This is a genomic window from Ancylobacter sp. SL191, assembly GCF_026625645.1.
Classification (GTDB): Bacteria; Pseudomonadota; Alphaproteobacteria; order Rhizobiales; family Xanthobacteraceae; genus Ancylobacter.
In genome coordinates this window covers 2188448-2213666 of record NZ_CP113056.1, presented here as the reverse complement: position 1 = coordinate 2213666, position 25219 = coordinate 2188448, and the positions used below count along the sequence as shown (strand labels likewise).

Genomic DNA, 25219 nt, shown 5'->3' with positions numbered 1-25219 from the left:
GGCAGCAGGAGGAAACATGATCCGCGCCGCAATCGCCGGGCTGGGCTGGTGGGGCAAGCACATGATCCGCCGCATGGCGGACTCGGACCAGCTGCGCATCGTCGCCGCCATCGACACCTCGGACGCGCAGGCCGCCTTCGCCGCCGAGCATGGCATCCCGCTCACGACCGACTGGGATACGGTGCTGAGCGACCCGGAGATCGACGCGGTGATCCTGTGCACGCCCCATTCGCTGCACACGGCGCAGGTGACGATGGTCGCCCGTGCCGGCAAGCATGTGTTCTGCGAGAAGCCGCTGGCGCTGACCCGCGCCGACGCCGAGCGCTCGGTCGCCGCCTGCCGGGCCGCCGGGGTCATGCTCGGCATCGGCCATGAGCGGCGCTACGAGCCAGCCATGCTGGAGATCAAGCGTCTGGTGCAGTCCGGCGCGCTCGGCACAATCCTGCATGCCGAGGCCAACTTCAGCCATGACAAGCTCGCCGCCGTGCCGAAGACCGACTGGCGCGCCTCCCCGGTGGACGCACCGGCCGCCGGCATGACCGCGATGGGCATCCACCTCAGCGATGCCTTCCTCGAACTGTTCGGCCCCGTCATCGAGGTTTATGCGTTGACCTCCGGCCGGGTCTCCGACCGTCCGAATGGCGACGTGGTGTCCGTCCATGCGCGCTTCGCGTCCGGCGCTACCGGCTATCTCAACGCCATCCTCGTTACCCCGCTCTATATCGGCATGACCGTGTTCGGCACCGAGGCCTGGGTCGAGTCGCGCAACCACACCCATCCCGACACGCCAGGCTCAACCATGCTGACCATCCAGCACAAGGATGGCCGTCGCGAGGTGCGCGAATTCGAGTGGACCGACACGGTGCGGGCCAATCTCGAAGCCTTCGCCCGCGCAATCGAGACCGGCGCGCCTTACGTCTTCACCGACGAGCAGAAAATCGGCAACATCGCGGTGCTGGAGGCGATCTGCCGGTCGGTCGCGAGCAATGCCCCGGTCGCGGTGGAGGCCGTCCGGCCGCCGCTCGCGGCCAGCGCGTGAGGGGCCCCATGGACGACATCACCCGCTCACCGCGCTACCGCGAGCTGGATCCGGCCGAGCTCGACGCCGAACAGCGCCGCATCTTCGAGGAGATCGGCCGGCCGCGCGCGGGCGCCGTGCCGGCCCCGTTCCATCTCTATGTCGAGAGCCCCGAGCTGGCGCAGAGCGCGCAGGCGGTCGGGGCTTTCTGCCGCTACCGCACCGGCCTGCCGCCGCGCCTGTCCGAGCTCGCCATCCTGACCACCGCGGCCTATTGGGGCGCGGCCTATGAGTTCGGCGTCCATGCGCGCGAAGCCCGCAAGGCGGGCGTCCCCGAGCCGGAGATCGCCGCGCTCGCCGAGGGGCGCCGGCCGGACTTCGACGACGAGGATGCGGCGCTGGTGCATGACTTCGCCAGCGCCATCTATCAGCACAAGGACGTGCCCGACGCGCTTTTCGCCGAGGCGGTCACACGCTTCGGTCGGCGCACCGTGATCGAGCTGACCGGCCTGTTAGGCTATTATTCGATGCTCGCGATTGCGTTGCGCGTGTTTCGGGTTCCGCCGCCCGCCTAACCGCATCCGCGTTCACAAGGGGGCGCAACCCAGAACAAAACAGGGCGCCCCATGGAGGAAGACGCCATGGAACTGCGCAGCATCGAAGCCTTTGTACGGGTTGCCGAACTCGGCAGCATTACCCGCGCCTCGCGCGATCTCGGCATCGTCCAGCCGGCGCTCAGCCGGCATATCCAGCGTATCGAGACCGAGATCGGCACCCCCCTGCTGGTGCGCCTGCCGCGCGGGGTGCAGCTCACCCTTGCCGGCCGGCGTTTCCTGCAGCACAGCCGCCGCATCCTTCAGGAGGTCGCGCGGGCGCGGCAGGAGATGAACAATGGCGGCGACGGTGTCTCCGGCCGTGTCGTCGTCGGCATCTCGCCAACCCTCTCCTCGCTGCTGGCGCCGGGGCTGATCGAGCGGTGCAGCTCCGCCTATCCCGCGATCAACCTCACCATCGTCGAGGAATTCACCCGCAGGCTGCAGGTTGATCTGGTGAACAGTCAGGTCGACCTCGCCTTGCTCACCAACCCGCCGCCGAACCGGGCACTGCGCTTCACCGCCGTGTTGACCGAGCCGATCGTCGTGGTCATGCCGCGCCAGTCGCGCGGGGTCTCGCCAGTGGTGACACTGGACGAGCTCGCCTCCACGCCGATGCTCGTCACGCGCGGCATCCGCGCTTTGGTCGACGAGCAGCTCGCCTCGCATGGCATCTGTATCGAAGTGGATTGCGAGATCGACGCGGTGGAGGCCATCCGCCGCATGCTGCTGCGCGGGCGCGGCGTCTCGATCATGCCGATCTCCGCCTTCCGCAAGGAGATCGAGGAAGGCCAGCTCACCGGGGTCGCCGTCGGCGGGGTCAATCTCAGCCGCACCATCATGCTCTCCCATGTCGGCGACAAGCTGAGCACCGCCGCCCATGCGGTGATGGGCCTGCTGCGCGCCGAGATCGACTCCTTGGCCCAGCGCGGCATCTTCAGCGCGCTGCCCGACCATGGCCCGCACTGGGCGCCGCCGCAGCAGCGCGCCCTCGCCGGCGTTGCCTGAAGGTCAAGCACACCTCACTTCGCGTAGCCTCATGAACGAAACGGCCGGGCTCATCGCCCGGCCTTTTTGTCGAGGTGAGCGTCGACCTCAGTCGGCGGGCTCCTCGAAGGCGCGCTGGCGGGTCACCCGGATCATCGGCGCGATGAGGATGACCAGAAGCAACACGGTCATGACCAGGAAGCTGAGACTGATCGGCCGCTGCAGGAACACCATGGGATCGCCATGCGAGATCAGCAGCGCCCGCCGCAGCGTCTCCTCGATCATCGGGCCGAGGATGAAGCCCAGCAGCAGCGGCGCCGGCTCGCAGTGCAGCCGCTTCATCAGATAGCCGAACGCGCCGAACACCGCCGCCAGCACGACGTCGAGCGCGTTGTTGTTGATGCTGTACACGCCGATGCAGCAGAACAGCATGATCGCCGGGTAGAGCATGCGATAGGGCACGGAGAGCAGCTTCACCCAGATGCCGACCAGCGGCAGGTTGAGCACCACCAGCATCAGATTGCCCAGCCACATCGAGGCGATGAGGCCCCAGAACAGGTCGGGCCGCTGATTCATCAGTTGGGGTCCGGGCGAGAGGCCCTGCATCATCAGCGCGCCGATCATCAAGGCCATGACCGCGCTCGACGGCAGGCCGAGTGTCAGCATGGGGATGAAGGCGGTCTGCGCGGCGGCATTGTTGGCGGCCTCGGGGCCGGCGACGCCCTCGATCGCTCCCTTGCCGAACTCGCCGGGCGTCTTGGACAGCTTCTTCTCCAGCGCATAGGTGGAGAAGGAAGCGAGCACCGGCCCGCCGCCTGGCAGCAGGCCAAGGCAACCGCCGAGAAGAGTGCCGCGCAGCGCCGGCCGGATGAAGCGCTTGATGTCGGCCCAGCGCGGCCAGAGGCCATGCACGTCCTTCACGAAGCTGCGGCCGCCCTCGCTCTGGCCGAGATTGGAGATGGTCTCGCCAATGCCGAACATGCCCATGGCGATGATCGCGAAGTCGATACCGTCGCCAAAGGCGGGAATGCCGAAGGTGTAGCGTTCGAGGCTGGTATTGGCGTCGATGCCGATGGTGCCGAGCAGGATGCCGACCAGGATCATGCCGATGGCCTTCACCACTGAGCCATGGGCGAGGATCACCGCCGCCACCAGGCCGAACAGCATCAGCGAGAAATAGTCCGCCGGCCCGAAATCGAGCGCCACCTCGGCGAGTGCCGGTGCGGCCACCGCGATCACCAGCGTCGCCAGCGTGCCGGCGATGAAGGAGCAGAGCGCGGCGGTGGCCAGCGCGAGGCCCGCCTGCCCCTTGCGCGCCATCTGATAGCCGTCGATGGCGGTGACGACCGAGGAACTCTCGCCCGGCAGGTTGACCAGAATGGCGGTGGTCGAGCCGCCATATTGCGCGCCGTAATAGATGCCCGCGAGCATGATGAGGGCGGCGGGCGCCGGCAGCGCGAAGGTCACCGGCAGCAGAATCGAGATGGTGGCGACCGGGCCGAGACCGGGCAGCACGCCGATGACGGTGCCAAGCAGCACGCCCAGAAAGCCATAGAGCAGGTTGGACGGGGACAGCGCGACCGAGAAGCCGAGAATGAGCTCGTTGAAGAGTTCCATGTCCCGCCCTCACCAAAGCCGGGTCGCGGGCAGATGCAGCCCGAGACCGTAGACGAACAGCAGGTAGCAGAAGCCGACCAGCCCGACGGCGAGCAGGCCGGTCTCCAGCGGCTTGTAGTTCCGCCCGGCGATGCGGGCGCCGATGACGACCGCCAACCCGGCAATGGGGAAGCCCCAGTCCTCGATCAGCAGGCCGAACAGCAGGATGCTGGCGATGAGCAGCACGAGCGGGCGCAGGTCGATGGCGCCCACCTCCTCGGTTTCCGTCACGAAGGAGCGCACGAGCAGAATGCCGCCGAGCAGGATCAGCCCGCCGCTCACCATCAGCGGGAAATAGCCGGCGCCCATGCGCGCGGCGGTGCCGATCGGGTAGTCCGAGCCGATGATGATGGCGAGCGCGCCGAGGCCGCAGAACAGCAGGCCGGTGAGAAAGTCGGACGAGAGCTTGATGTCCATGGATGACCCCGATGGAGGACGCCGGTTCCGCGGAGCCAACCAATGCGGCCGGCCGCGGAAGCAAAGGCGAAAGAGGACGGCCCGCCGGGCACGCCCCCTTCCGGTCGAGCGGTGAGATCAGTCGGCCTTGGCGCCGATCTCCTTGATCACCGCGCTCCACTTGTCAGCATCGGCCTGGATGTAGGCCTTGAAGTCCGCCGGGGTCGGGCTGGAGACCGCGATCACGCCGTTCTCGGCCATGCGCGCCCGAATGGTGGGATCCTTCATCGCCTCCACCACGGCGGCGTGCAGCTTGTCGATGATCGGCTGCGGGGTTCCGGCCGGCGCGAGCAGGCCCTGCCAGGAGGAGGAGACGCTCTTGGGGAAGCCCTGCTCGGTCATGGTCGGCACGTCCGGCAGTTGCGCCACGCGCTCCTTGGTGGAGACGCCGAGCGCCTTGAGCCGTCCGCCCTTCACATGATTGATGCCGGAGGAGATGGTCACGAACATCAAGCTGACATGGCCGCCCATCACATCGGCGGTGGCCGGGCCGGCGCCACCCTTATAGGGCACGTGGTTCATGTCGAGCCCCGCCTCGCGGCGGAAGGACTCCATCTCCAGCCGGTTGACCGAACCGGTGCCGGGAGAGGCGAAGTTCACCTGCCCCGGCCGTGCCTTCACATATTCCACCAGTTCCTTGACGTTGTTCGGCGGGAATTTCGGATTGGCGATCAGCAGGCCCGGCGTGTCGGCGACGATGGAAATCGGGATGAAGTCCTGCAGCGGTTTTACCCGCAGGCTGGAGAACAGCGACGGGTTGATCGACACCGTGCCGACATTGCCGAGGAAAAGCGTATAGCCGTCGGGCTTGGCCCGGGCGGCGAGGTCCATGCCGACATTGCCGGCCGCCCCATCCCGGTTCTCGATGACGATCTGCTGGCCGAGGATCTGCGACAGGCGCGGCTGGATCAGCCGGGCCGCGAAGTCCGAGGCACCGCCCGGCGCGAACGGCACGATGATGGTGATGGGCTGGTTCGGGTAGTCGGACTGAGCCCGCGCACCCGGCGCGCCCAGCGGGGCGAGGGCGAGCATCGCCCCCGCGAGCAGTGCAAGGCCGGCACGCCGGCGGTTCATGGTTACGGCAGCAATCATCGTTCCCTCCCAGGAATCTCGGTGCCGCGTTGTTTTCTGGCTGGCACCGTTGCAGCTATGCCGCGCGTCAGGCCATGGCGGCCTCGCGCATCAGTTCACGTTCTCCTTCCACCTCCAGAGGCAGTTTCACCGGTTTCTTGAGGCGCGCCGACAGGTCGAGCGCCTTGGTCAGCATGAGCCGGTTATGCGCTTCGGCGGCGGTAGCATGTTGGGTGGTCAGGTCGAGCGCGATGCGGTTGAGCCAGGATTCGGTCTCGGTGCGCATCGGCCCGCGCAATTCGCCCAGCGCCATGTCGCCCGGCGGGTAGCTGCCCATGAAGTCGACCAGCCGGCTCTTGTCGGGCAGGTAGCCTTCCTCCTGCGGCGCAGAGACCGCCAGCACGATGTCGCGATGCGTGTCATCAATGGTGAGCACGCCGGTCGTGCCGACAATGCCGACCTCCAGGCTGTAGACCGCGCCGGGCCAGGTGACCGGCAGCGCCCAGTTGATGTTGAGATGATAGATCGAGCCGTCCGACATCATAATCATGCCGGCGGTGCCATCGATGCCGCGCCAGTCCGGCCCGAGCACATTGTCGACGGAGCGGGCATAGACCTCGACCGGCGTCTTGGCCTCCAGATACCACATGACGATATCAAGGGCGTGGGTGCCGGAGATCACCATGGGCGAGATGGTCTCGGGTGCGTTGGAGCGCCGGTAATTGTCGATCGCCACCAACCGGTTCATGAAGGCGCGGGAGGTCACCATGGTGACGTCGCCCAGCGCGCCGGTGCGCACCTTCTCCTTCGCCGCCAGCCAGCGGCGGCGGAATCGCTGCGTGTAGCCGACCACGGCATCGACGCCACTGCGCTCGATGGCCCGCAGCACCCGCGCGGAATCATCAAGATGGGTGGCGAGCGGCTTCTCGATCAGCATCGGCAGGTCGCGTTCGAGCGCCGCCATGACCGGATCGACATGCAGATGCTCGTCGGTCGCGACGATCACCGCCGTGACTTCCGAACGTTTCAGCAGTTCGCGATGATCCGTCGTGACGAAGTCGGCGCCGATCTCGGCCGCGACGCGCGCGCCCTTGGCGGCGTCGATCTCGGCAAGGCCGATCCACTCCACGGCCGGGTGACGGGCGGCGACCGCGCCGCGGAACAGGCCGACGCGGCCCGCGCCGACAATGGCAAGGCCGATGCCCTTGGGCGATTTGCGGCGCATCACCGGCCTCCCCGCATGACCGCGCCTTCCGGCGCCGGCATTCCGGCACGAGGCGCGCTCGTTCCCTCGCGGTTGGCCCTGGCGACGTCGTTCTGCCTCATCGGTCTCCACCCTGTCACATGTTGTTCTTGATCCTGAGCGGACCATGCGACGAAAGACCCGGCAAATGCTGTTTCGCCATTGGCACATAGTGGCCGGGCATGGGTCGCAGGGCAGGTCGTGCGAGGGCGGACGCGGACAGCCGGGGTTCCCGACCGATCAGCGGCGCTCGAACTCGATGTTGAGCGTGAAGCGGTTCTCCGGATGCACGGAATAGGTCACCAGATAGACGCCGCCATCGGGGCCGCGATAGCGGCGCACGATGATGAGGGCGGGGTCGCCCGGCTGCGCCATCAGCGGCTCGGCGAGATCGTCGGTGATGCGGCCAACGAAGATCTCGATCTGCGCATGGGCGGCACGGAGGCCGAGCGCCTGCTCGATCTGGCGGATGACCGGCGCACCGTCGGGGTTGGGGAGGTCGAGCACGGCCGCGTGCTCAGGCCGCACATAGATGTCGAAATAGGCGATGGGAGCCTGCGCCACGCGGGTCTGGCGCACCGCCTTGAGCCGCACCCAACTCTGGCCGACCGGGCAGGTCAGCAGATGCGCCAACTCGGGCGAGGCCGTCACCGGGTCGATGCGTAGCGTGCGCCGGAAGGTCTCGGCGGGGTAATGCAGCAGTTCCTCGACCGAGGCCAGGGTGTGAACGAACGCCTCCCGGCGCCGGCTCGCCACCACCACCGTGCCGGCCCCGGCGCGGGCCGCGATCAACCCGTCCTCGCGCAGGCCCGCCAGGGCCTGCCGGATGGTGAACCGGCTCGCGCCGAAGCGCGCGCATAGCTCGTGCTCAGTGGACAGCCTTGCGCCCGGGGCCGGGTGGCCGGCGTCGATTTCGGCACGCAGCGTCGCCGCGATCTCGGCATAGCGCGGCACCGCGCCTGCGGAGGTCGCCACTGTGGCGGACCTCCCCGATATGGGTTGGCCGAGCCCCGGCGGGGTGGATTCCACCTTGCCGCGCGACCGGGAGGACTTTGCCTGCGTCATCACTCTCTCGCACAGCCGGAACGCGGAAGCCGCCACAGGCTTGCGCCGAGTCGCGTTGGGCAAACCTAGCCCGGTGTGTCAGGCCGTCGCCAGCGCGGCGCGCCTGAGATCGTCGATCTGCGCGATCGACTGGTTGGACAGCGGCAGGTCCACCGGCTCATTGATCGCCGCCGACAGGTCCGCCGCCATATAGGACTGCATGACCATCCGGGCGTGTTCAGGCGCCACCATGACCGGCCGGTCGAGCAGCACGGATTCCAGGAAATGCAGCGTCTCCGGTCCCATCTGGCCAGCGAACACATGGTCCACCTGCTCACCCGGCATGGTCGACATGGGGAAGCGCGTGCCCTCGCTCACCGTGCTCAGCCAGTTGTCGCGCTGGGTGTCGTCGAGGATGAGCGCTCCCTCGGTGCCGGTGATCTCGATCCAGGTGCCGCAGTAATTGGGATAGGCCGGCGGCAGGTTCCAGCCACCGCCGATCACCACCAGCATGCCGTTATCCATGGTGACGGTGGACCACATGCAGTCATAGGAGCCGTTCACGGCCTGCATGTAGCCGTAGGCTCCCTGCGAGTAGACCCGGACGGGCTTGGCCGGCTCCAGCAGCCAGAACACGAAATCAAGGTCGTGGGTCGATTCCATCGCCGCCGGCGACAGCTTCACGCGCGAGGCGATCTTCTTGCCGAGGCTGCGCGACAGGTGCCGGCTCACCATCACATTCACCACGCGGCCGAGCGTGCCCTCGGCGATCGCCTTCCTGGCATAGGCGATCTTCGGGTTGAAGCGCTGCGAGTAGCCGATGGTGAACTTCACGCCGTTGCGATGCGACAGCTCGATGAGCTCATTGGCTTCCCACAATTCCAGCGCGATCGGCTTCTCCAACAACACATGCTTGCCCGCCTTCAGGCAGTCGCGCGCGATGGGGTAGTGCGTGCCTTCCGGCGTGGTGGAAATGTAGACGACCTTGATGGCCTCGTTGGCGACGATCTCGCGATAATCCATCGTCGCGCTCGCCGCGCCGGTGAGCCGGCGCACCTCTTCCAAGCGCTCCGGCCGGATCTCGCAAATATGCAGCCGATCGACCAGCGCCGAGCGCGACAACGTCTCCGCACGAATGCCCCCACACCACCCGGTTCCAATCACCGCCACTTCCGTCCGGCGCATGCCTACCTCCCGTATATTTTGCTTATTTGTACGGACAAATTAGACTGGACCTGTCACAGCGCAACCTTTTTGTTGGAACCAGGCTCCGGCATTGTCCGCTCTAATGCGCAACTGAGCCACCGCCGGCGACGGCACGCGGCGCCGACAAGCGACCTGTTCCGGCAACCTCAACTCACGTCGCGCCTCATCAATCGCCGCCTGCTAACCGATATGTGCGACCGCAACGCCGCCCAAATCTGAAGCGGAGGAATGCCTTCTGCGGTGCGTGAATCTCAACAAGCTCACCCGCCCCGCGCATTTTTCCAAGCATAGACTTATCAGTATAATTTTTTACTTCACGAATATTTAAAAATATTGACTTTACGCTCCATCCACCTTCCACTAATGTAGTCATCGTCCTTTTAAAGCAAAGAGCGTGACGGGGCTGATTGCGTGGCGGTCGACGTGAGTCACTCCATGATCTGGGATGTGCTGCTTGACGCGACGGCGATGTCGGTCGGTGAAATTGCCCCGTTTATCCATGGCCTTATCGAGGGCGAGGGTCTCGCCGCACGGGGACAGAGGGTCACGATTGCCTGTCCGGCAGGGGCGGTGGCGGAGCTGCGGAGCGCCTTTCCAGGCTTTTCAGTGCAGGGATGTCTGGCAAAGGCGCTTGCCGCCGCACTGAGCGGAGCGGGCCAGTTTCTGCGTCCCCTCGCCATCGTGCAGGGCGGCTGGAACTGGAGTAGCGAGACGATCCGCAGGCTGCTGGACGAGCTGCGCCGGGATCCGATGATCGCGAGCGCTCAGCCGCGTTTCGTCTCCTCCACGGGCGATCGCGTTCTGGGAAGCATGGTGGACCAGCTAGCCCAGATACCTCTCGCGGCGGCACGCTATCTGCCCGAATACTACATCACCCGCGAATATCTTTCGCCATTGATGGTTCTCAGCGCCCAAGCGGTGGTTGCCGCGCCGCTCCCGACAAACGGCGACGCGCGGCACGCCTATGCAGAGGTGCTGTCGGGGCTGCGACGGCGCGGCTACCGCAATCTGCTGGCGAACCGGATCCTGGTGCCCTGGACAGGCGAAGGCCTGCCATCCGACCGCGTGCTTCCGGCGCTGGCACATGAAGATGCCGATCTGCTGCGTGATATCCATCTCGAACAGCCCGAGCTGAAGCTGGAGCGGGTGCTGTCCCGGGCCTTCACCGCGCAGGGCCAGCCAAAGATTCTGATCGACGCACGCGGCATGCAGTCGATGATGAATGGCACGGCCGTCTGCACGCTGGGCTTCCTGTCGGGGTTTCAGGAACTTGCGCAGCACGGCGCCAGCATCACGGTGGTGGCCGTCGAGGACGCCGCGCTATCGCATCGCCTCGTCGACCGTTTCCCGGCCCTCGACATACAGCATGACGAACCCAAGGGGTACTTCATGGCTGTGGTGTTGATGAACCAGCCGTGGGATGTCGACAGCATCCGCGCCATGCATGAGTGCGCTGCGGTGATCAGCGCGAATATGCTGGATACGATCATGTGGGATATCATGTTCACATCGAAGCCGGGCTTACGGCAGACCTGGTCACTGTTCGGTCAATGTACAGATATTCTGTTCTTCAACAGCGCCTATAGCCGCGACCGGTACAGTTTCCGCTTCCAGCCGGACACGCGCATTCCCAAGATTGTCACCCATCACAGCATGAGCCCTGACGAGATCGTTCGCAGCGTGGACGAGGACCGTCTGGTTCCCGGCAGATACGTGCTGGTGATGGGGAGCGACTATGACCACAAAGACATTCCGCACACTCTTGAGATGCTATCCGATGCGTTTCCCAGCATGACATTTGTCAGTGTTGGCGATCCCCGCAAGAAACTGCCGAATGTCATCCGCTATTCCAGCGGAAGCCAGCCGGAGGCGACGATCGCCAATCTCTACAAATATACGGAAGCGGTGGTTTTCCCCTCACATTACGAAGGCTTTGGCCTGCCGGCGGCGGAAGCGCTTGCCTACGGAAAATGTGTGATCGTGCGCAAACAGCCGCTTTGGGACGAGATTCGCTCCATCAGCGCGCGCCCTGATTCTATTCGGATGTTCCAGCGCGAGAGTGATCTGGTGAAGCTGCTGGGCGCGATCATCAACGCTCCCAAGGCGGCGGCCCCGGAGACAGGAGTGACCGCCGGCAATATCGAGCCCCGTTGGATTGATTGCGCGCGCACCATGCTGAGCGCGCTTGACCAGGCGATCGCCGCATTCGATGGGCGGCGATGGGTTGTCCGCAACGACATTCTCTCTAGAAGTTAGTGTGAAGAATTGATCGCTGGAAAATCTATGGCGGTTGCGAAGGAAGCAAATCTCACAACGGAGACTGTAACGGGCATTTACGGCCCGATCACGTTTTTCTCCTCGGACCGCGTGATTGGCGCCGCGTTGCGCCGCTATGGGGAATGGGCTGAGAGCGAGATCCGTTTCCTGACGAACTTCATACCCGAGGGAGGTGTCGTCCTCGATATTGGCAGCTTTATCGGCACGCATGCCCTGGCCTTCAGCCGTCTGGTCGGGCCGGCCGGCACGGTCCACTGCTTCGAGCCCCAGCCGGCCGCTTTCGAGCTTCTCGTTGCCAATGTGACGGCCAATGGCTGCGACCAGGCCATTCTGCATCGAGCCGCACTGGGCGAAAGGCCCGGCCCGTTGACGCTGGAGCCGCGGGCCCTCGGCGCGGCAACCAATGGCGCCAGGAATGCCGAATGGGCGGGCGCCGGTCTTGTGGATGTCGAGACGATTGATGCCTTGGGTTTGGCGGCCTGTGATCTGATCAAATGTGACGTGGAGGGCATGGGGCCATCGGTCCTGCGCGGCGGCACGCGGACCATCCGCTCTCTGCGGCCTGTCCTCTATTGCCAGGTCAACGCACTCGACGGCGCGGTCGAGACGACACAGACGCTCTGGCAGCTTGGCTATCGCGTTTACGCGCATGTCGTGGACGCCTTCAATCCAAACAACTTCTTCGGCTCGACCCAAAACATCTTTGGTGATGCGCGCGAAATAGGCCTCGTCGGCGTGATGCCGGAACACGAGGGAAAGCTGGGAGATCTGAGCAGTCGCTCCTGGGACATTTATCCGGTGGAGACGCTGGATGACCTCGCCTATGCGATGCTTCAGAAGCCGGACTATGTCGACGAGGTGCTTCACGCCGGGCGCGCGGCGGCGATGGGTGGCAGCGTCATATCGGTGCCGCAACACCGATCGACGCTGAACGAACTCGACGACGCGCGGCGTCAGGCGGAGACCCTTCAGGATCAGCTGCGAAGACTTCGCTCCGAGCTTCACGAGAGCCTTGCGCTGTCGCGGTCTGAGGCCGAGGAGTTGTCAGCGCTTCGACGGGAGATCCCCGGTCTTCGCAAGCAACTTCAGGCGAGCGAGCAAAAGGTCGAGCGGTTGAGTCGCGACCTGCGGCGGCTGCGCCGATCAAACATCTTTCGTATGTTCCGAGGTCTCATCGACACGGAGATGAATGTTCGAGACCGACTCAAGCGGCGCCGCGCCCCGCGTAACGTGGTGCCGGCGGGCGATGCGGGTGACGCAGCGGCGGCCGGTGCGTCCGACACGCTGCCTTCAGCACCCGCGGCACATCCCATCACGCTTGTGACGGTCGGCCGTGGCCTCGCTCCCGTGGATATGCCGCCGGTCGAGGCTCCCACCCTGCTTATGGTCGACTCCGCCAACGCGATGAACGGCAAGGGTCTGCGCGACTTCATCTGGTTCGCCTGGCCCATGATCCGCGAGGCTGTCCCGGAGGCGGAACTGCATGTCGCGGGGGCTGTGGGGCAGGAGCTTTCCGGCCACGAGCCGGGTGTGACTGCGCTGGGGTGCGTCGACGATGTCACCCCGCTCTACCTTCGGAGCCGGGTGGTCATCAGCCCCGCCGTGGCGGGCACCGACGTCAAGATCAAGACGCTGGAGGCGCTCAACCACCTCCGGCCGATCGTGCTGTGGCCATCCGGCCGGGAGGGTCTTCATCCCGACCTCGCCAAGCACTGCGTATGCGTCGAGGACTGGTTCCAATACGCGCAAGCCGTGATCGAGCTGCTGCAACACAGCGACCAAGCCGAAGCAATCCAGGCGTCGCGCGACCAGATCCGGCATCTTCTGTCGGAAGACGTCAGCTAACGAGACTTCCGGCGTGCGCGTGTAGACCGTATCGGCCCTGCGCGGGGATGAGGGACGAGTGCTCTTCAGCCTTTCTGCGTCGGTCCGGTACGCATAGGCATCACCGGTCCCGCATGGCGTGGGAGAAGGCGTCCGTCAGGGGGCGGGTGAGATAGCTCAGCACGCTGCGCTCGCCGGTGCTGAAGATGACTTCCGCCGGCATGCCCGGCCGCAGGCGCGCCTTCAGATCGTCGGGAACATCGGTCTGCGGGATCGACACTACGGCCTGGAAATAGGGCTGCTGAGTCGCCTCGTCGATCAGCCGGTCCGGCGACACGCTCTGCAGCTGGCCTAGGATCAGCGGCGTGGTGCGGGAATGAAAGGCGGGGAAGCGGATCTCGACGCCGGTCACCCCGTCATGCAGCCGGTCAATGTCGGTGGTGGGAACCCGCGCATCGACGATCAGGTCTTCGTGCTGGGGCACAATCTCCAGAAGCGTCTCGCCCGGCTTCACCACCGCGCCCCGCGTGCGCACGCTCGGGTTGATGTTCTGGACGATCCCCGCGCGCGGCGCGCGAAGGTCGATGCGCTTTAGCACATTCTCCGAGACCGCCAGCTTCTCGCGAGTATCGGAAATCTGCCGGCGCGTCTCCACCAGTTGGGCGGTGACTTCCTCGCGTTGGCGTTGCTGCAAATCCTGTATCTGCAGCTTGACCTCGCCGACGGAATTGAACGCCTTGGCGATCTCGGCCGTATTCCGGCCGACCAGCCCGTCGAGGCGTGATCGTTCCCGCTGGAGCTCGGCGAGGCGCGGTTTCGAGACCAGCCCCTTGCTGCTCAGCGCGCTGATCCCGTCCAGTTCGTCGTCGATGTAGAAAAGCTGCTTGTCGAGCGCCTCCCGCTCCCGGTTCAGTCCCTGTATTTCCCGGTCCACCTGTTCCGCGCGGCTGTTGAGGATGGCGATCTTGCTGTCGAGCGAGGCCTTGCGATCGCGGAACTGCGTGAGCTGGTCGTTGAGGACCGCCCTGACCGCCGGATCGTCCGCGCGGTCTTCAAGCTCGGCAGGGAAGCTGATCGTCTGCGCATGCGTCTGTTCCGCCTGCAGGCGCGCCTCGATCGCCAACAGCGTATCGAGCTGCGTGCGCTGGACGACATAGGCCGACCGCGAGGTCGTCGGATCGAGGCTGAACAGCAGATCGCCGGCGGTGACGCGGTCACCGTCCTTCACCGCGATCTCCGCGATGATTCCGCCTTCCAGATGCTGCACGACCTGCCGCCGGCTCTCGACCGAAACCACCCCGGCGGCCACGACGGCACTGTCGATCTCGGCCATCACCGCCCAGAGGCCGCCCAGCCCGAAGGTCAGCAGGATGACCGCATAGCCGACGAGGGCGATGGGACGGACATCGCTGCTGATCCGCGGCGGCTTGGCCGGCGCGTCGGCCAGCGCCGTGGTCGCGGACGGTGCTGTGGCCCCGGCCGACACCGACCCACGCGGCGAATCCTGATCGAGCGTGAACGCCATCAGCCTCATGCCTCCCCGGCAGCCGCGCTGCCCGCCGACCGGCCGGCTGGCGGGGCCGTAGCCGGTGCCGCGACGAGGCGCGGCGCGCGCAGCTTGGCGAGCACCTCGTCGCGCGGACCGAAGCCGCTCATCACCCCTTCATTGAGGACCAGAACGACGTCGCAAAGGCTGAGCATGCTGGCCACATGCGTGATCAGCACGACCGTGCGTCCGGCGCGGGAGAGCTCCTGCACGGCGCGGATCAGCGCCTGCTCGCCGGCCGCGTCGAGGCCGGCATTGGGCTCGTCGAGAACCACCAGAGCCGGCAGGTCGTAGAGTGCGCGGGCGAGAGCGATGCGCTGGCGCTGGCCGCCGGACAGCGACGCGCCCGCCTCGCCGATATCCGTGGCGTAGCCGCGCGGCAGCCGCTGGATGAGTTCATGGGTGCCGGCGATCTGCGCGGCCTGCACCACCTTCGCGTCATCGCGCACGCCGAAGCGGCCGATATTGTCGGCGATGGTGCCGTGAAACAGCTCTACATCCTGCGGCAGATAGCCGAGACGCGGACCGAGCTGATCGGGATCCCAGTGCCGCAGATCCGATCCGTCGAGCCTCACCGTTCCCGCCGTCGGTTGCCAGGCGCCGACGATAAGACGGGCCAGCGACGACTTTCCCGCCGCGCTCGGACCGATGATGCCGAGCACCTTTCCCGCCGGCAGGGCGAAGCTGATGCCGCGCAGCACCGGAACGTCGGTGCCCGGCGCATGGGCGAACACGTTCTCCATCTGCAGGGCGCCCTTGGGGTCCGGCAGGCGGATGGCGGGCGCTTCGTCCGGCACGGCGCGCAGCATATCCTGCACCCGGCGGAAGGCCGAGCGCGCCCCCAGCAGGGCCTTCCAATTGCCGATCGCCATTTCGATCGGCTGGGTGCAGCGGCCGACGATGATCGAGCCGGCAATGATCACGCCCGGCGAAATCTCCCGCTGGATGGCGAGATAGGCGCCGAGGCCGAGGATCAGGCTCTGGGTGAGCAGGCGGTTGTAATGCGAGGCGGCAAGCAACAGGCCGCGCCGGTCCATCGCCGCGGCCTGCGAGGCCAAGGCTGTGTCGCGGCGCTGGCCCCATTGCGCCCGCAGATTGCCCAGCATCCCCATGGGCCGGAGCACTTCCGCATTGCGGAAGGTGGTGATCGCCTGATTGGCGGCGGACATGCCGGCGTGAGTGGCCTCATCGAACAGACCGCGCGTCCAGCGGTCATTGACGAAAGCGAGGGCGCCGGACAGCAGGCAGCTCACCACCGCGATGGCGCCGTACCAGGGGCTGAGAGCGGTGGCGACGAGGATGTAGATCGGCACCCAGGGCAGGTCGCACAGGACGATCAGTCCGCTCGACAGATAGTCGCGGACGGTATCGACGTCGCGCAGCGCCTGCGTATGGGCGGAGGATGGCCGGCGCAGGCAGGCGCGATGCACCGCGTTGAACACAGGACCGGCCACCTCGCGGTCGAAGCCGAGACCCGCCCGGACCAGCAGCGACGCGCGCAGCCATTCGAGGATGGCGCTGACCGCGTAAAGAAAGGCGATCAGCAGCGTGAGCACGGCCAGCGTCGACAGGTTCCGGCTGCCCAGCACGCGGTCATAGATCTGCATCATGTAGATCGGCCCGGCGAGGCCGAGCACATTGATGAAGAAGCTGAAGACAATGACGGCCGTGAAGCCGCGACGGGCGGAGCGCAGGGCGGCGGTCAGCGCGGTCTCGATCTTTTCCGTCGGCCCCGTTTGGCCCCGATGCGCGAACACGTAACGCCCCCTCAACCTCGCCGTCCGCTCGCCTCACAGGCCGACCGGATGTCCGCGAGAACTCTCTACGCGAGGCGCCTGCCTCTGCCGACCCCCTCAGAAGATCGACTGCATGGGCGTCAGCTTCATCGCCATGTCGTTGTAGTCGAAATCTGAATTCTGCGCGGCGGTCAGATCCTCAAAGCCGAACATGTTCTCGCCGAAGATGCGGATGTATTCGTTGCCGCCGGAATTGCCGGCGCCTGGCACGAAAATCTCGCCACTCTGCGTCAGCAGAACCGGGGCGTAGTAGCCATCACTGCCCTGGACGGTCCACGTCTGATCGATCGCGGTCTGCCCGCCGCGCGCCACCAGGAAGCCGGGATCGAGATTGTCGACCACCGCCGCGCGAAACGTGTCGGTATTGCCATAGGCGACGCCGTCGACGCTCAAATTGCCCTGCGCGTCCACGTCGAAACGCACGAAGCCCAGCGTGTTGGTGTTCGCGGAGCTGCCGGTCAACTCCACCTCGATCATGGCGCCATGGGTGAGATAGACCAGCGCCTCATCATAGCGATGCTGGCCCGACGCCAGCTCGGCGCCGCCGCTCAACGTGTTGTCGCTCACGGCCGAGAGCCTGAAATCATCGATATGGATGTCAGCCGTGCCATCCGAGTGAACGCCGATCACCACATTGGGCGCCATGTCGGTGGCCCCGCTGCCGCTCTGCACCGCAAAGCGCAATTGCTGGCCCGCGCCGAGATAGACGTGCTGGCTGCCGGACAGAAGCTGCGCATCCAGGTCGCTCAGGACGTTGCCGATCTTGCCGAGCGTCGCCTCCGACAAGGTCACGCCCGGCGTCGTGCCGTCGCGGGCGACGAGATTGCCGCTGGCGTCGGTCGCGTACAGTATCAGCGTGGCATCCGGGGGAAGACCACCGCTCCCGCTGGACAGCGTCTCGAAGCGGATCCAGTTGCCGGCGACAGTGCCCCCATCGTCCAGCGCCAGCGCCTGCCCGCTGCCGGCAGTGAGCAGGTCGACCTCCGCGACGTTGACGGTGAAGTTCAGCGTGCTGGAGACCGGCGTCAGCGGGTTGGCGAAGACCGTGTCGCTGGCCAGATACTCCGTGAAGGTCGCCGTGTAGGTGCCATTGCCGAAGTTCTGCGTGCCCGAGAGCCATTGCCCGTCAATGTCGCCCAGCGCCATCACCGGGGCTAGGGATGTGCCAGCGAAGGTCAGCCGCGCAAGGTTTCCCGCGCCGATCTTGTTGCTGTACTGGCTGATCCAGGACGAGCCGATGGGGTCGCTATTGGCGTTGGTCGTCCAGGCCAGCGGGTTGTAGCCGGTCCAGCCAAAGGCGAGCTCGCCCGACTGCAACGCGGCGACCGGCGCGGTGGTCGTGGTCTGCCCGCTGCCGGCGACGAAGCTGCCGGTCGACATGTCGCCCACCACGGCCGCGGTCGGCAGCGTACCGACACCGTGCATGCTGTTGAAGATGCTGAGCGCGTCCGGGAGGTTGGTGGTCAGCAGCGAGGGATCAATGGTCGAGGTCGCCGCGTAGAGAAAGTCCACCGCGAAGGTCAGGATGGTGGCGCTGCTGCTCGCCTGGGGCGCGACGATCGCCAGCCCGTCCACCGCCAGCGATCCGGCCTGTCCGGTATAGGCGGGGTTGACGAACAGCGAGTTGGACGTGGTGGCGTAGAGATTGAAGGTCTTGGCGTTCGCCGCCGTGCCATCGGGATCGTCCACGTCATGGACGACGATCTGATACCAGGCGACGCCATTGGCCGGGGCGGGGGGATTGGTGATGACCAGCGAGCCGGTGGTCTGCGCATTGCCGCCGGCGCTGACGGAATAGGTGCCGTCGCCGTTCTGGACGATGGTCCAGTCATCCCACAGGCTGCCGGGATTGCCGGCGCTGGTATTGGCGGCGGCGGAAAGCTCCAGTTCCTGCCAGCCATCGGCGGTCTGGAACCGCAAGGTGAGGCTCGCCGTCGTGTCGTCCAGCATCACCAGCTGGTTGAAGAAATTCAGGCCGATGCTGATGCCGGAGGTGGTGGCGACGGCATCATCGAACCCGCCCCCCGTATTGATGTAGTTATAGATGGTGGGCGTCACATAGCCCGTGGGTGTCTCGCTATCGTCGAAGATGGTCAGGTTGATGTTGCTGACATCGGCCGAGGTGTACGGGCTGTACAGGCTGATGAGCGGCCCGCCCGTGCTGTAGGCCGACATGAGATTGTCGGAGTAGTTCGACCCGTAGGAGTTGCTGTTGAGGAAGAACAGGTTCGAATAGGGGTCGACACGTTCCGACACGTCGCCGCCGGCCAGATTCTGATTGAAGGCGTAGGTCGGATCCCAGTTGATGTTGTTGCTGAGATCAATCGGCTGCGTGACGCCGGAATTCAGCGACGCACCGCTCATGCCGATATAGCCGGCGGAGAAGCCGGTCAGGAACTGGGTGAGAACCTCGCCCCACTGGTTGTTCGCGCCGGTGTTCATGGCGCCGGGGGAGAGCGCGATGTTGTAGGGCTGCGCGTCAGTGGGGTCGGAATAGATATAGGCCGAGCCGAGCGTCGAATAGATGCTGTTGGCCAGCTGGTCCGGCGTGATCTGGATATAGCCCTGGATCTGGCTGAAGCCGGCAATCGTGCTGTAGCCGGAAACCTGGCTGTCGGTCGGGGAGAGCCAGAAGGTGCCGGTCGTGTTGTCCAGGTTCTGGTGCGTCGGGTCCCAGGTCAGCTCGTAGCTGTAATAGCCGGCATTGTGATAGACGTTGTTGGCGTCCACCGCGCCGTTGAAGAAGCCGGAAATGAAGACCCCGGTGGTCCCGGATTGCGTCTGCAGGCTGTCGATATAGCTGTCCCAGTCGCTCGCCTGGAACGATGTCGAGCCGGAACCGGGCACCACCGAGGTAGCGGGACCGATCGCCATGCGGGTCTGGCCCGCCAGCGCGCCGTCCGTGTAGGTGTAGAGCACTCCCGGCGCGGTACCGTTGAGATTGGCGAAGAACGTGCTGCCCGAGACGTCGTAGCCCCGCGTATCGGTGGCCTGCACCGTTCCGCCGCCGTCCTGATACTCGACCTCGACCGCCATCGGCAGGCCGAAGCTCTCCACCGAGGTCAGGTTGCCGGCATCGCCCGTCTGGCCTTCAAGCGAGAACTCGAAGCTGTCGTAGCGCACGCCCCAGGTCGCGGCGTTGGCCCAGTTGATGTCGGCCTGATCCTGGATCAGCGTGGTCAGGTCATAGGGCTCGGAGCTGTCCTGGCTCTGGATCAGGAAGTAAATCTTGCCCGCCGGCATGGTCGGCAGATTGATGACGTAGCTGCCCGTGCCCTGCAGCGTGCCATTGTCGACCAGCGTGGTGAAGTTCGCCGCGCCGTTCGTGTCGAAATAGACCGCATAAGCGGACACACCGTTGCTTGCGCCACCGGCGGTGAGCGTGGACTGGAGGGTCGCAGTCAGATTGAGCGTCAGCGTCGTCAACGGCCACTCTCCCGCGTCGATCCTGGATCCGTCCCAGGTTCGCAAGCCCTGCCAGAAACCATGAGGCTACCCTAAGGTAATCCAATGGTGAAGCGACGTTGAATACAAAGACAAGCTTGCCTAGCGCTGAACCGCGCGGAACCGCCCCTGAACCGGCGGGGCACAACGGGTGCGCGGCGCGAATCCCGGCACGTGACATGCCAGCGTGGCGACACGCTTTCGCGGCGCGCCGAAGCCCGACAGCCCGGAAGCGTGAGGTAGATAAGTCACTGATTTTTTGTAGAAAGTGGCGCACCGACGTGGATGAAAGCGCGAACTACGTGTTCGCTGCGGCACTCCAGGATGCGCATCCGATCCGCTACGCCCTCTTAGCCCCTACTCCCCGATGCCGTCACAACTCGGTCTAGCCTGTCACCGGAGACGTCACGCTCCGATGCCGCCGGACGCCACCGAGCCGGGGTTCCCCTAAAATAAGGTTGTCAAACGCCTCGTGGATCTGTGCTCCCGTTATCGCCTCCTACACTTGGATGGCGCCCATTCCCGGCACTATTGGCGGGCCCGAGGATCGCGCCTCCCGGGGAACGGAAAACCCATGCCTTTCTCGGGGATCCCGCGCCGGCTGACCGCTTCCTATGCCATCTCAAACGCGCTTGGCCGCTAGCGCCTGTTGACCGCCGGTCTTACCCCGGCAATCGGCGTTCCCGCCCGATCGTCGCCAGATAGAGAGCCGGCAGGAAGACCAGTGTGAGCAGTGTGGCCACCATCAGCCCGCCCATGATGGCGAAGGCCATGGGGCCCCAGAAGACAGTGGGGGCGATGGGGATCATGCCGAGCACGGTGGATAGCGCTGTCAGCATGATCGGGGTGAAGCGGGCGCAGGCCGCGTCGATCACCGCCTCGCGCGCCGACTTGCCGGCGGCGCGCTCGGATTCGATCTGACCTATGAGAATCACAGCGTTTTTTATGATCATCCCGATCAGCGCCAGCACGCCGAGGATGGCGACGAAGCCGAGCGGGCGCCCGGAAACCAGCAGCGCCAGCACCACGCCGATGAGTCCAAGGGGAGCAACGCTGACGACCAGTGAGGTCAGTGAGAAGCGCCTGAGCTGGAGCATCAGGACGACGAGCATGATGAGGATCATCAGCGGCAGCACCGCCATGACGGAGGCCAGCGAGGCCGCGCTCTCCTCCACCGTGCCGCCGGTCTCGATGCGGTAGCCCGCCGGAAGGGTCTTCGCCAGGGCGTCGATCGCGGGCGCCAACTGGCTCACCACCGTCTCCGGCAACTCGGCGGGGGCGATGTCGGACTGCACCGTCAGCGCGGGCTGCCGGTCGCGGCGCCACACCAGCGGATAGGTCTGTTCATAGTCGAAGCTGGCGAACTGGCTGAGCGGCACGGTGCGCCCGCCGGGCAGCGGCACCTCAAGCGTGCGCAGCGTGTCGAGCGAGACACGCTGCTCGTCGGTGGCGCGCAGCACAACGTCCACGAGATAGATGTCATCGCGTACCTGGGTCACCGGTGCGCCGGTGACCACGGTGTTCAGAACCGAGCCGATGGCCTCGGTGGAGAGGCCGAGCAGCCGCGCCTGATCCTGGTCGACGCGGATGCGGATTTCGCGCGCCGGCTCGATCCAGTCATAATTCACCGCCCGCGTCAGCGGATCGGCGGCAATGACCTCGGCCAGCTTGAAGGCGATGTCGCGCACCTGCCCGAGATCGGGCCCGACCACGCGATACTGGATCGGCCAACCGACCGGCGGGCCCAGCTCCAGCGGCGAGACGCGGCTCACCACATTGGGAAACTGCTCGGCCAGCAGCTTCGCCAGCTTTGCCTCCAGTCGCTGGCGCGCCTCCACATCCTTGGCCACAATCACCGCTTGGCCGAAGAAATCATTGGGCAGCTGGGCGTTAAGCGGCAGGTAGAAGCGGATGGCGCCGCGCCCGACATAGCCGCTCCAGCGTTCCACGTCGGGGTCATTCTTCAGCGCCGCGTCGAGCCGCGTCATGGCGCGTTCGGTGGCGTAGATGGAAGCGTTCTGCGGCAGTTGCAGGTCGACCAGCAGTTCCGGCCGGTCGGAGGAGGGGAAAAACTGGCGCGGGATCAGCGGCAGCGCCAGCACGGCCAGGACGAAGAGGGCGAGCGTGATGGCGATGGTCAGCCAGCGGGCGGTGAGCGCCGCCGAGAGCAGGCGGCGATAGAGCTGCATGATACGCCCTGGTCCCGTGCCAGCCTTCTTCGGGGGCTTCAGGACGACAAGGCCGATCAGCGGCGCGAACACCACCGCCACCAGCCAGGAGACCAGCAGCGCGATGGTGACCACCGCGAACAAGGTGAAGGTGTATTCGCCGGCCGAGGAGGCGGCGAAGCCCACCGGCACGAAGCCGGCGATCGTCACCAGCGTTCCGGCCAGCATGGCGAAAGCGTAGGTCTTGAAGGCGTAGACCGCCGCAACCTCCTTCGGCTCGCCGGCTGCGAGGCGGCCGAGCGTGGCGTCGGTGGTGGTCATGGCGTCATCCACCATCAGCGCCAGCGCGATGATGAGCGCGCCGAGCGAAATGCGCTGCATGTCGATGTTGAGCAGCCACATGATGGCGAACACGCCCGCCAGCGTCAGCGGAATGGTCAGCGCCACCATGAGGCCGGCGCGCACGCCGAGCGCGATGAAGCTCACCACGAGAATGATGAGGATGGCCTGCCAAAGCGACTCCATGAATTCGAAGATGGCGCCGGCCACCGTCACCGCCTGGTCGGCGACCAGATGCGGCTCGATGCCGAGAGGCAATTCGGCCGTGATTGCCGCCATCGCCGCGTCGACATTGCGGCCGAGCTGGAGGATGTCGCCGCCCTCGCGCATGGCGATGGCCAGGCCAATGGCCGGCTCGCCATTGGTGCGGAACAGCGGGCGCGGCGGGTCGGCATAGCCGCGGCGCACGGTGGCGATGTCGGCGAGGCGCAGCATGCGCCCGTCCACCGCGAAATTGATGTTGGCGATGTCCTGTTCGGAGCCGAAGGCGCCGGTGACGTCGATCACCAGCTTCTCGTCGCCGGTCTGAATGGTGCCGGAGGGCTGTACGACATTCTGCGCCCGCAGCGCCGCCACCAGGGCGGAGCGGTTGATGCCGAGAGTGGCAAGTTCCCGCACCGAGAACTCGACGAAGATCTGCTCGTCCTGCTCGCCCAGGAGTTCGACCTTGGCGACGTCGGGCACCTGCAGCAGCTTCGAGCGCGCCGCCTCGACATAGTCGCGCAATTCGCGATGGGTGAAGCCCTCGGCGGTAAAGCCGTAGATCAGCCCGAACGTATCGCCGAACTCGTCGTTGAAGCCCGGCCCGACCACCCCGCGCGGCAGGGTGTGGGCCATGTCGCCGATGCTATTGCGCACGTGATACCAGACGTCCGGCACCTCATCGGCGGTGGTGCTGCCCTTGAGGTTCACGAAGATGGTGGTGACGCCCGGGCGGGTATAGCTGCGGATGAAGTCGAGATGCGGCGTTTCCTGCAGCGTCCGCTCCAGCCGCTCGGTGACCTGCTGGAGCGTGTCCTCGATGCCCGCCCCGGGCCACGCCGCCTGCACCACCATGGTCTTGATGATGAAGGAGGGATCTTCGGCCCGACCGAGCCGCGTATAGGCGAAGACGCCGGCCACCACCACCGCCAGCATGAAGAAGATGACCAGCGAACGTTCCCGGACGGCCCATTCCGATAGGTTGAACCGCATCACGACCCCGCCCCGAGCAGGCGCACCTTCTGGCCGGGGTGAAGTGCCTGAACACCCGCCGTCACCACGACTTCGCCGGGGCTGAGCCCCGACTCGACGGCGATACTGGCCTGCGAGAAGCGGCGCAGCTCGATGTTGCGCAGTGCCACCGTTCCGGTGACAGGATCGACCACCCAGACGGCCGGCCGCTCATTGACCGCCGTGAGAGCGGAGGCCGGGAGTTCGATTGCGGCGGTTGCGCCGAGTTCGACGCGGCCAATGACGGTGGAGCCAAGCCGCATCGCGGCGGGCGGATTGTCGAGGCCGACCCGCACGCGGAAGGTGCGGGTGACCGGATCCGCCTGCGGCGCCACCTCGCGCACCCGTCCGGTGGCGCTCACGCCGGGGTCGTCGCTCAGGGTGACGCTGATGACCTGATCGGCCGATGCCGAGCGCAGGATATTCGCCGGGACGTCGAACACCGCGTCGCGCCCGCCCTGCCGCGCGAGCTGGAGGATCATCTGCCCGGCCTGCACCACCTCGCCGGGCTCTCCGCCGCGCGCCGTCACCGTGCCGGCGGCATCGGCGACGAGTTCGGTGTAGCTGACATTGTCCTGCGCGATCTTGAGCTGGGCCTCGGCATTATCCACGCCGGACTGCGCCGCCTGCAGCGCCGTGCGAGCGGCATCATGGTTCGCCTGCGTCGTGAAACCGTTGCCAAGCAGCTGCTCCTGCCGGCCGAAGGTGTTGGCCGCGGTGACGAGCTGGCTCTCCGCCGCCGCCAGCGCCGCCTGCGCCGAGCGCAGCGCGTTAAGCGCATTTTGCGGATCGAGCCGGGCGACGACCTGACCGGCCTTGACCTGATCGCCGACATTGGCGCTGCGTTCGATCATCCGACCGGAAACGCGGAAGGCGAGCGACGCCTCGTCCTGCGCCTGCACATCGCCGGTGAAGCTTGCGACTTGCCCACCGACGCCTTTCTCAACCGTCACGACACGAACCGGCCGGGGCGCAGGAGCCTCGACTTCAGCCTCGTCCCCGCATCCCGCGAGGAGCAGGCTCGCGCCGAGCATCACGACAATCGCCAAGGGTCTTACCGTCGTCGTCATCTTGGTTCCCTCCCTTCGCAATCCAGCCCAGCCGTCAAGATATGACGAAGCGTGAGGTACCCACTCGCGATAGCGCGAGGGGATCATCGCATTGTGACACCCCGCCCACCGTCGGCAAGCGGCACAACTATACTTGGCCGTCGGGGCTGGGAAATCGGCATGACGTCCCGTTTCTATGCGTTCCGTTTCGGCAGCCGGCGGTTTTGCGTGTGATGCGCACGACAGCGGGGTCCGCCATATTGCCTTGCGACCGCATCGCTCGGCACAGT

The 25219-nt window shown here is 65.9% G+C and carries 16 protein-coding genes; 5 read left to right on the top strand and 11 right to left on the bottom strand.

Going from position 1 to position 25219, the window contains the following annotated elements:
• Positions 1-16: 16 nt before the first annotated feature.
• The 3 genes from OU996_RS09965 to OU996_RS09955 all read left to right on the top strand — a co-directional run bounded on the left by OU996_RS09965 (position 17) and on the right by OU996_RS09955 (position 2619).
• On the top strand, positions 17-1039 hold the full coding sequence (locus OU996_RS09965; RefSeq protein WP_267585438.1) for a Gfo/Idh/MocA family protein: 1023 nt from the start codon (positions 17-19) through the stop codon (positions 1037-1039).
• 8 nt (positions 1040-1047) lie between these two features.
• On the top strand, positions 1048-1593 hold the full coding sequence (locus OU996_RS09960; protein ID WP_267585437.1) for a carboxymuconolactone decarboxylase family protein: 546 nt from the start codon (positions 1048-1050) through the stop codon (positions 1591-1593).
• Positions 1594-1659: 66 nt separating this feature from the next.
• Positions 1660-2619 (top strand): LysR family transcriptional regulator, encoded by a 960-nt coding sequence (locus OU996_RS09955; RefSeq protein WP_267585436.1) that lies wholly within the window; start codon positions 1660-1662, stop codon positions 2617-2619.
• A gap of 87 nt (positions 2620-2706) precedes the next feature.
• On the opposite strand, the gene OU996_RS09950 is transcribed toward OU996_RS09955, so the two are convergent.
• The 6 genes from OU996_RS09950 to OU996_RS09925 form a co-directional block, all read right to left on the bottom strand.
• Positions 2707-4215, bottom strand: a complete 1509-nt coding sequence (locus OU996_RS09950; RefSeq protein ID WP_267585435.1) for a tripartite tricarboxylate transporter permease — start codon at positions 4213-4215, stop codon at positions 2707-2709.
• Between the two features lie 9 nt (positions 4216-4224).
• Positions 4225-4671: a tripartite tricarboxylate transporter TctB family protein gene (locus OU996_RS09945; protein WP_267585434.1), complete on the bottom strand. Its 447-nt coding sequence runs from the start codon at positions 4669-4671 to the stop codon at positions 4225-4227.
• A 117-nt stretch (positions 4672-4788) separates the two neighbouring features.
• Positions 4789-5802 carry a Bug family tripartite tricarboxylate transporter substrate binding protein gene (locus tag OU996_RS09940; protein ID WP_267585433.1) on the bottom strand — a complete coding sequence of 338 codons (1014 nt, stop codon included), beginning with the start codon at positions 5800-5802 and terminating at the stop codon, positions 4789-4791.
• Between the two features lie 67 nt (positions 5803-5869).
• Positions 5870-7006 carry a Gfo/Idh/MocA family protein gene (locus OU996_RS09935; RefSeq protein WP_267585432.1) on the bottom strand — a complete coding sequence of 379 codons (1137 nt, stop codon included), beginning with the start codon at positions 7004-7006 and terminating at the stop codon, positions 5870-5872.
• A 258-nt stretch (positions 7007-7264) separates the two neighbouring features.
• Positions 7265-7999 carry a GntR family transcriptional regulator gene (locus tag OU996_RS09930; RefSeq protein ID WP_267585431.1) on the bottom strand — a complete coding sequence of 245 codons (735 nt, stop codon included), beginning with the start codon at positions 7997-7999 and terminating at the stop codon, positions 7265-7267.
• Between the two features lie 168 nt (positions 8000-8167).
• Positions 8168-9253 carry a Gfo/Idh/MocA family protein gene (locus OU996_RS09925; RefSeq protein WP_267585430.1) on the bottom strand — a complete coding sequence of 362 codons (1086 nt, stop codon included), beginning with the start codon at positions 9251-9253 and terminating at the stop codon, positions 8168-8170.
• Between the two features lie 456 nt (positions 9254-9709).
• On the opposite strand from OU996_RS09925, the gene OU996_RS09920 reads away from it, so the two are divergent.
• Positions 9710-11530, top strand: a complete 1821-nt coding sequence (locus OU996_RS09920; RefSeq protein ID WP_267585429.1) for a glycosyltransferase — start codon at positions 9710-9712, stop codon at positions 11528-11530.
• A 27-nt stretch (positions 11531-11557) separates the two neighbouring features.
• Positions 11558-13396, top strand: coding sequence for an FkbM family methyltransferase (locus tag OU996_RS09915; RefSeq protein WP_267585428.1), 1839 nt, complete (start codon positions 11558-11560; stop codon positions 13394-13396).
• 100 nt (positions 13397-13496) lie between these two features.
• Here OU996_RS09915 and OU996_RS09910 read toward each other — a convergent pair whose 3' ends face one another.
• The 5 genes from OU996_RS09910 to OU996_RS09890 form a co-directional block, all read right to left on the bottom strand.
• A complete protein-coding gene (locus tag OU996_RS09910; RefSeq protein ID WP_267585427.1) occupies positions 13497-14900 on the bottom strand; it encodes an HlyD family type I secretion periplasmic adaptor subunit in 1404 nt (467 codons plus the stop codon).
• A gap of 5 nt (positions 14901-14905) precedes the next feature.
• Positions 14906-16678, bottom strand: a complete 1773-nt coding sequence (locus tag OU996_RS09905; RefSeq protein ID WP_267585426.1) for a type I secretion system permease/ATPase — start codon at positions 16676-16678, stop codon at positions 14906-14908.
• Positions 16679-16774: 96 nt separating this feature from the next.
• A complete protein-coding gene (locus OU996_RS09900; protein ID WP_267585425.1) occupies positions 16775-20143 on the bottom strand; it encodes a hypothetical protein in 3369 nt (1122 codons plus the stop codon).
• A 680-nt stretch (positions 20144-20823) separates the two neighbouring features.
• The gene (locus OU996_RS09895; protein WP_267585424.1) at positions 20824-23862 is read right to left on the bottom strand and encodes an efflux RND transporter permease subunit; all 3039 of its coding nucleotides are present in this window, start codon (positions 23860-23862) and stop codon (positions 20824-20826) included.
• Positions 23862-24950, bottom strand: coding sequence for an efflux RND transporter periplasmic adaptor subunit (locus OU996_RS09890; protein ID WP_267585423.1), 1089 nt, complete (start codon positions 24948-24950; stop codon positions 23862-23864). The genes OU996_RS09895 and OU996_RS09890 overlap by 1 nt, the downstream gene beginning before the upstream one ends.
• Between the last annotated feature and the right edge of the window lie 269 nt (positions 24951-25219).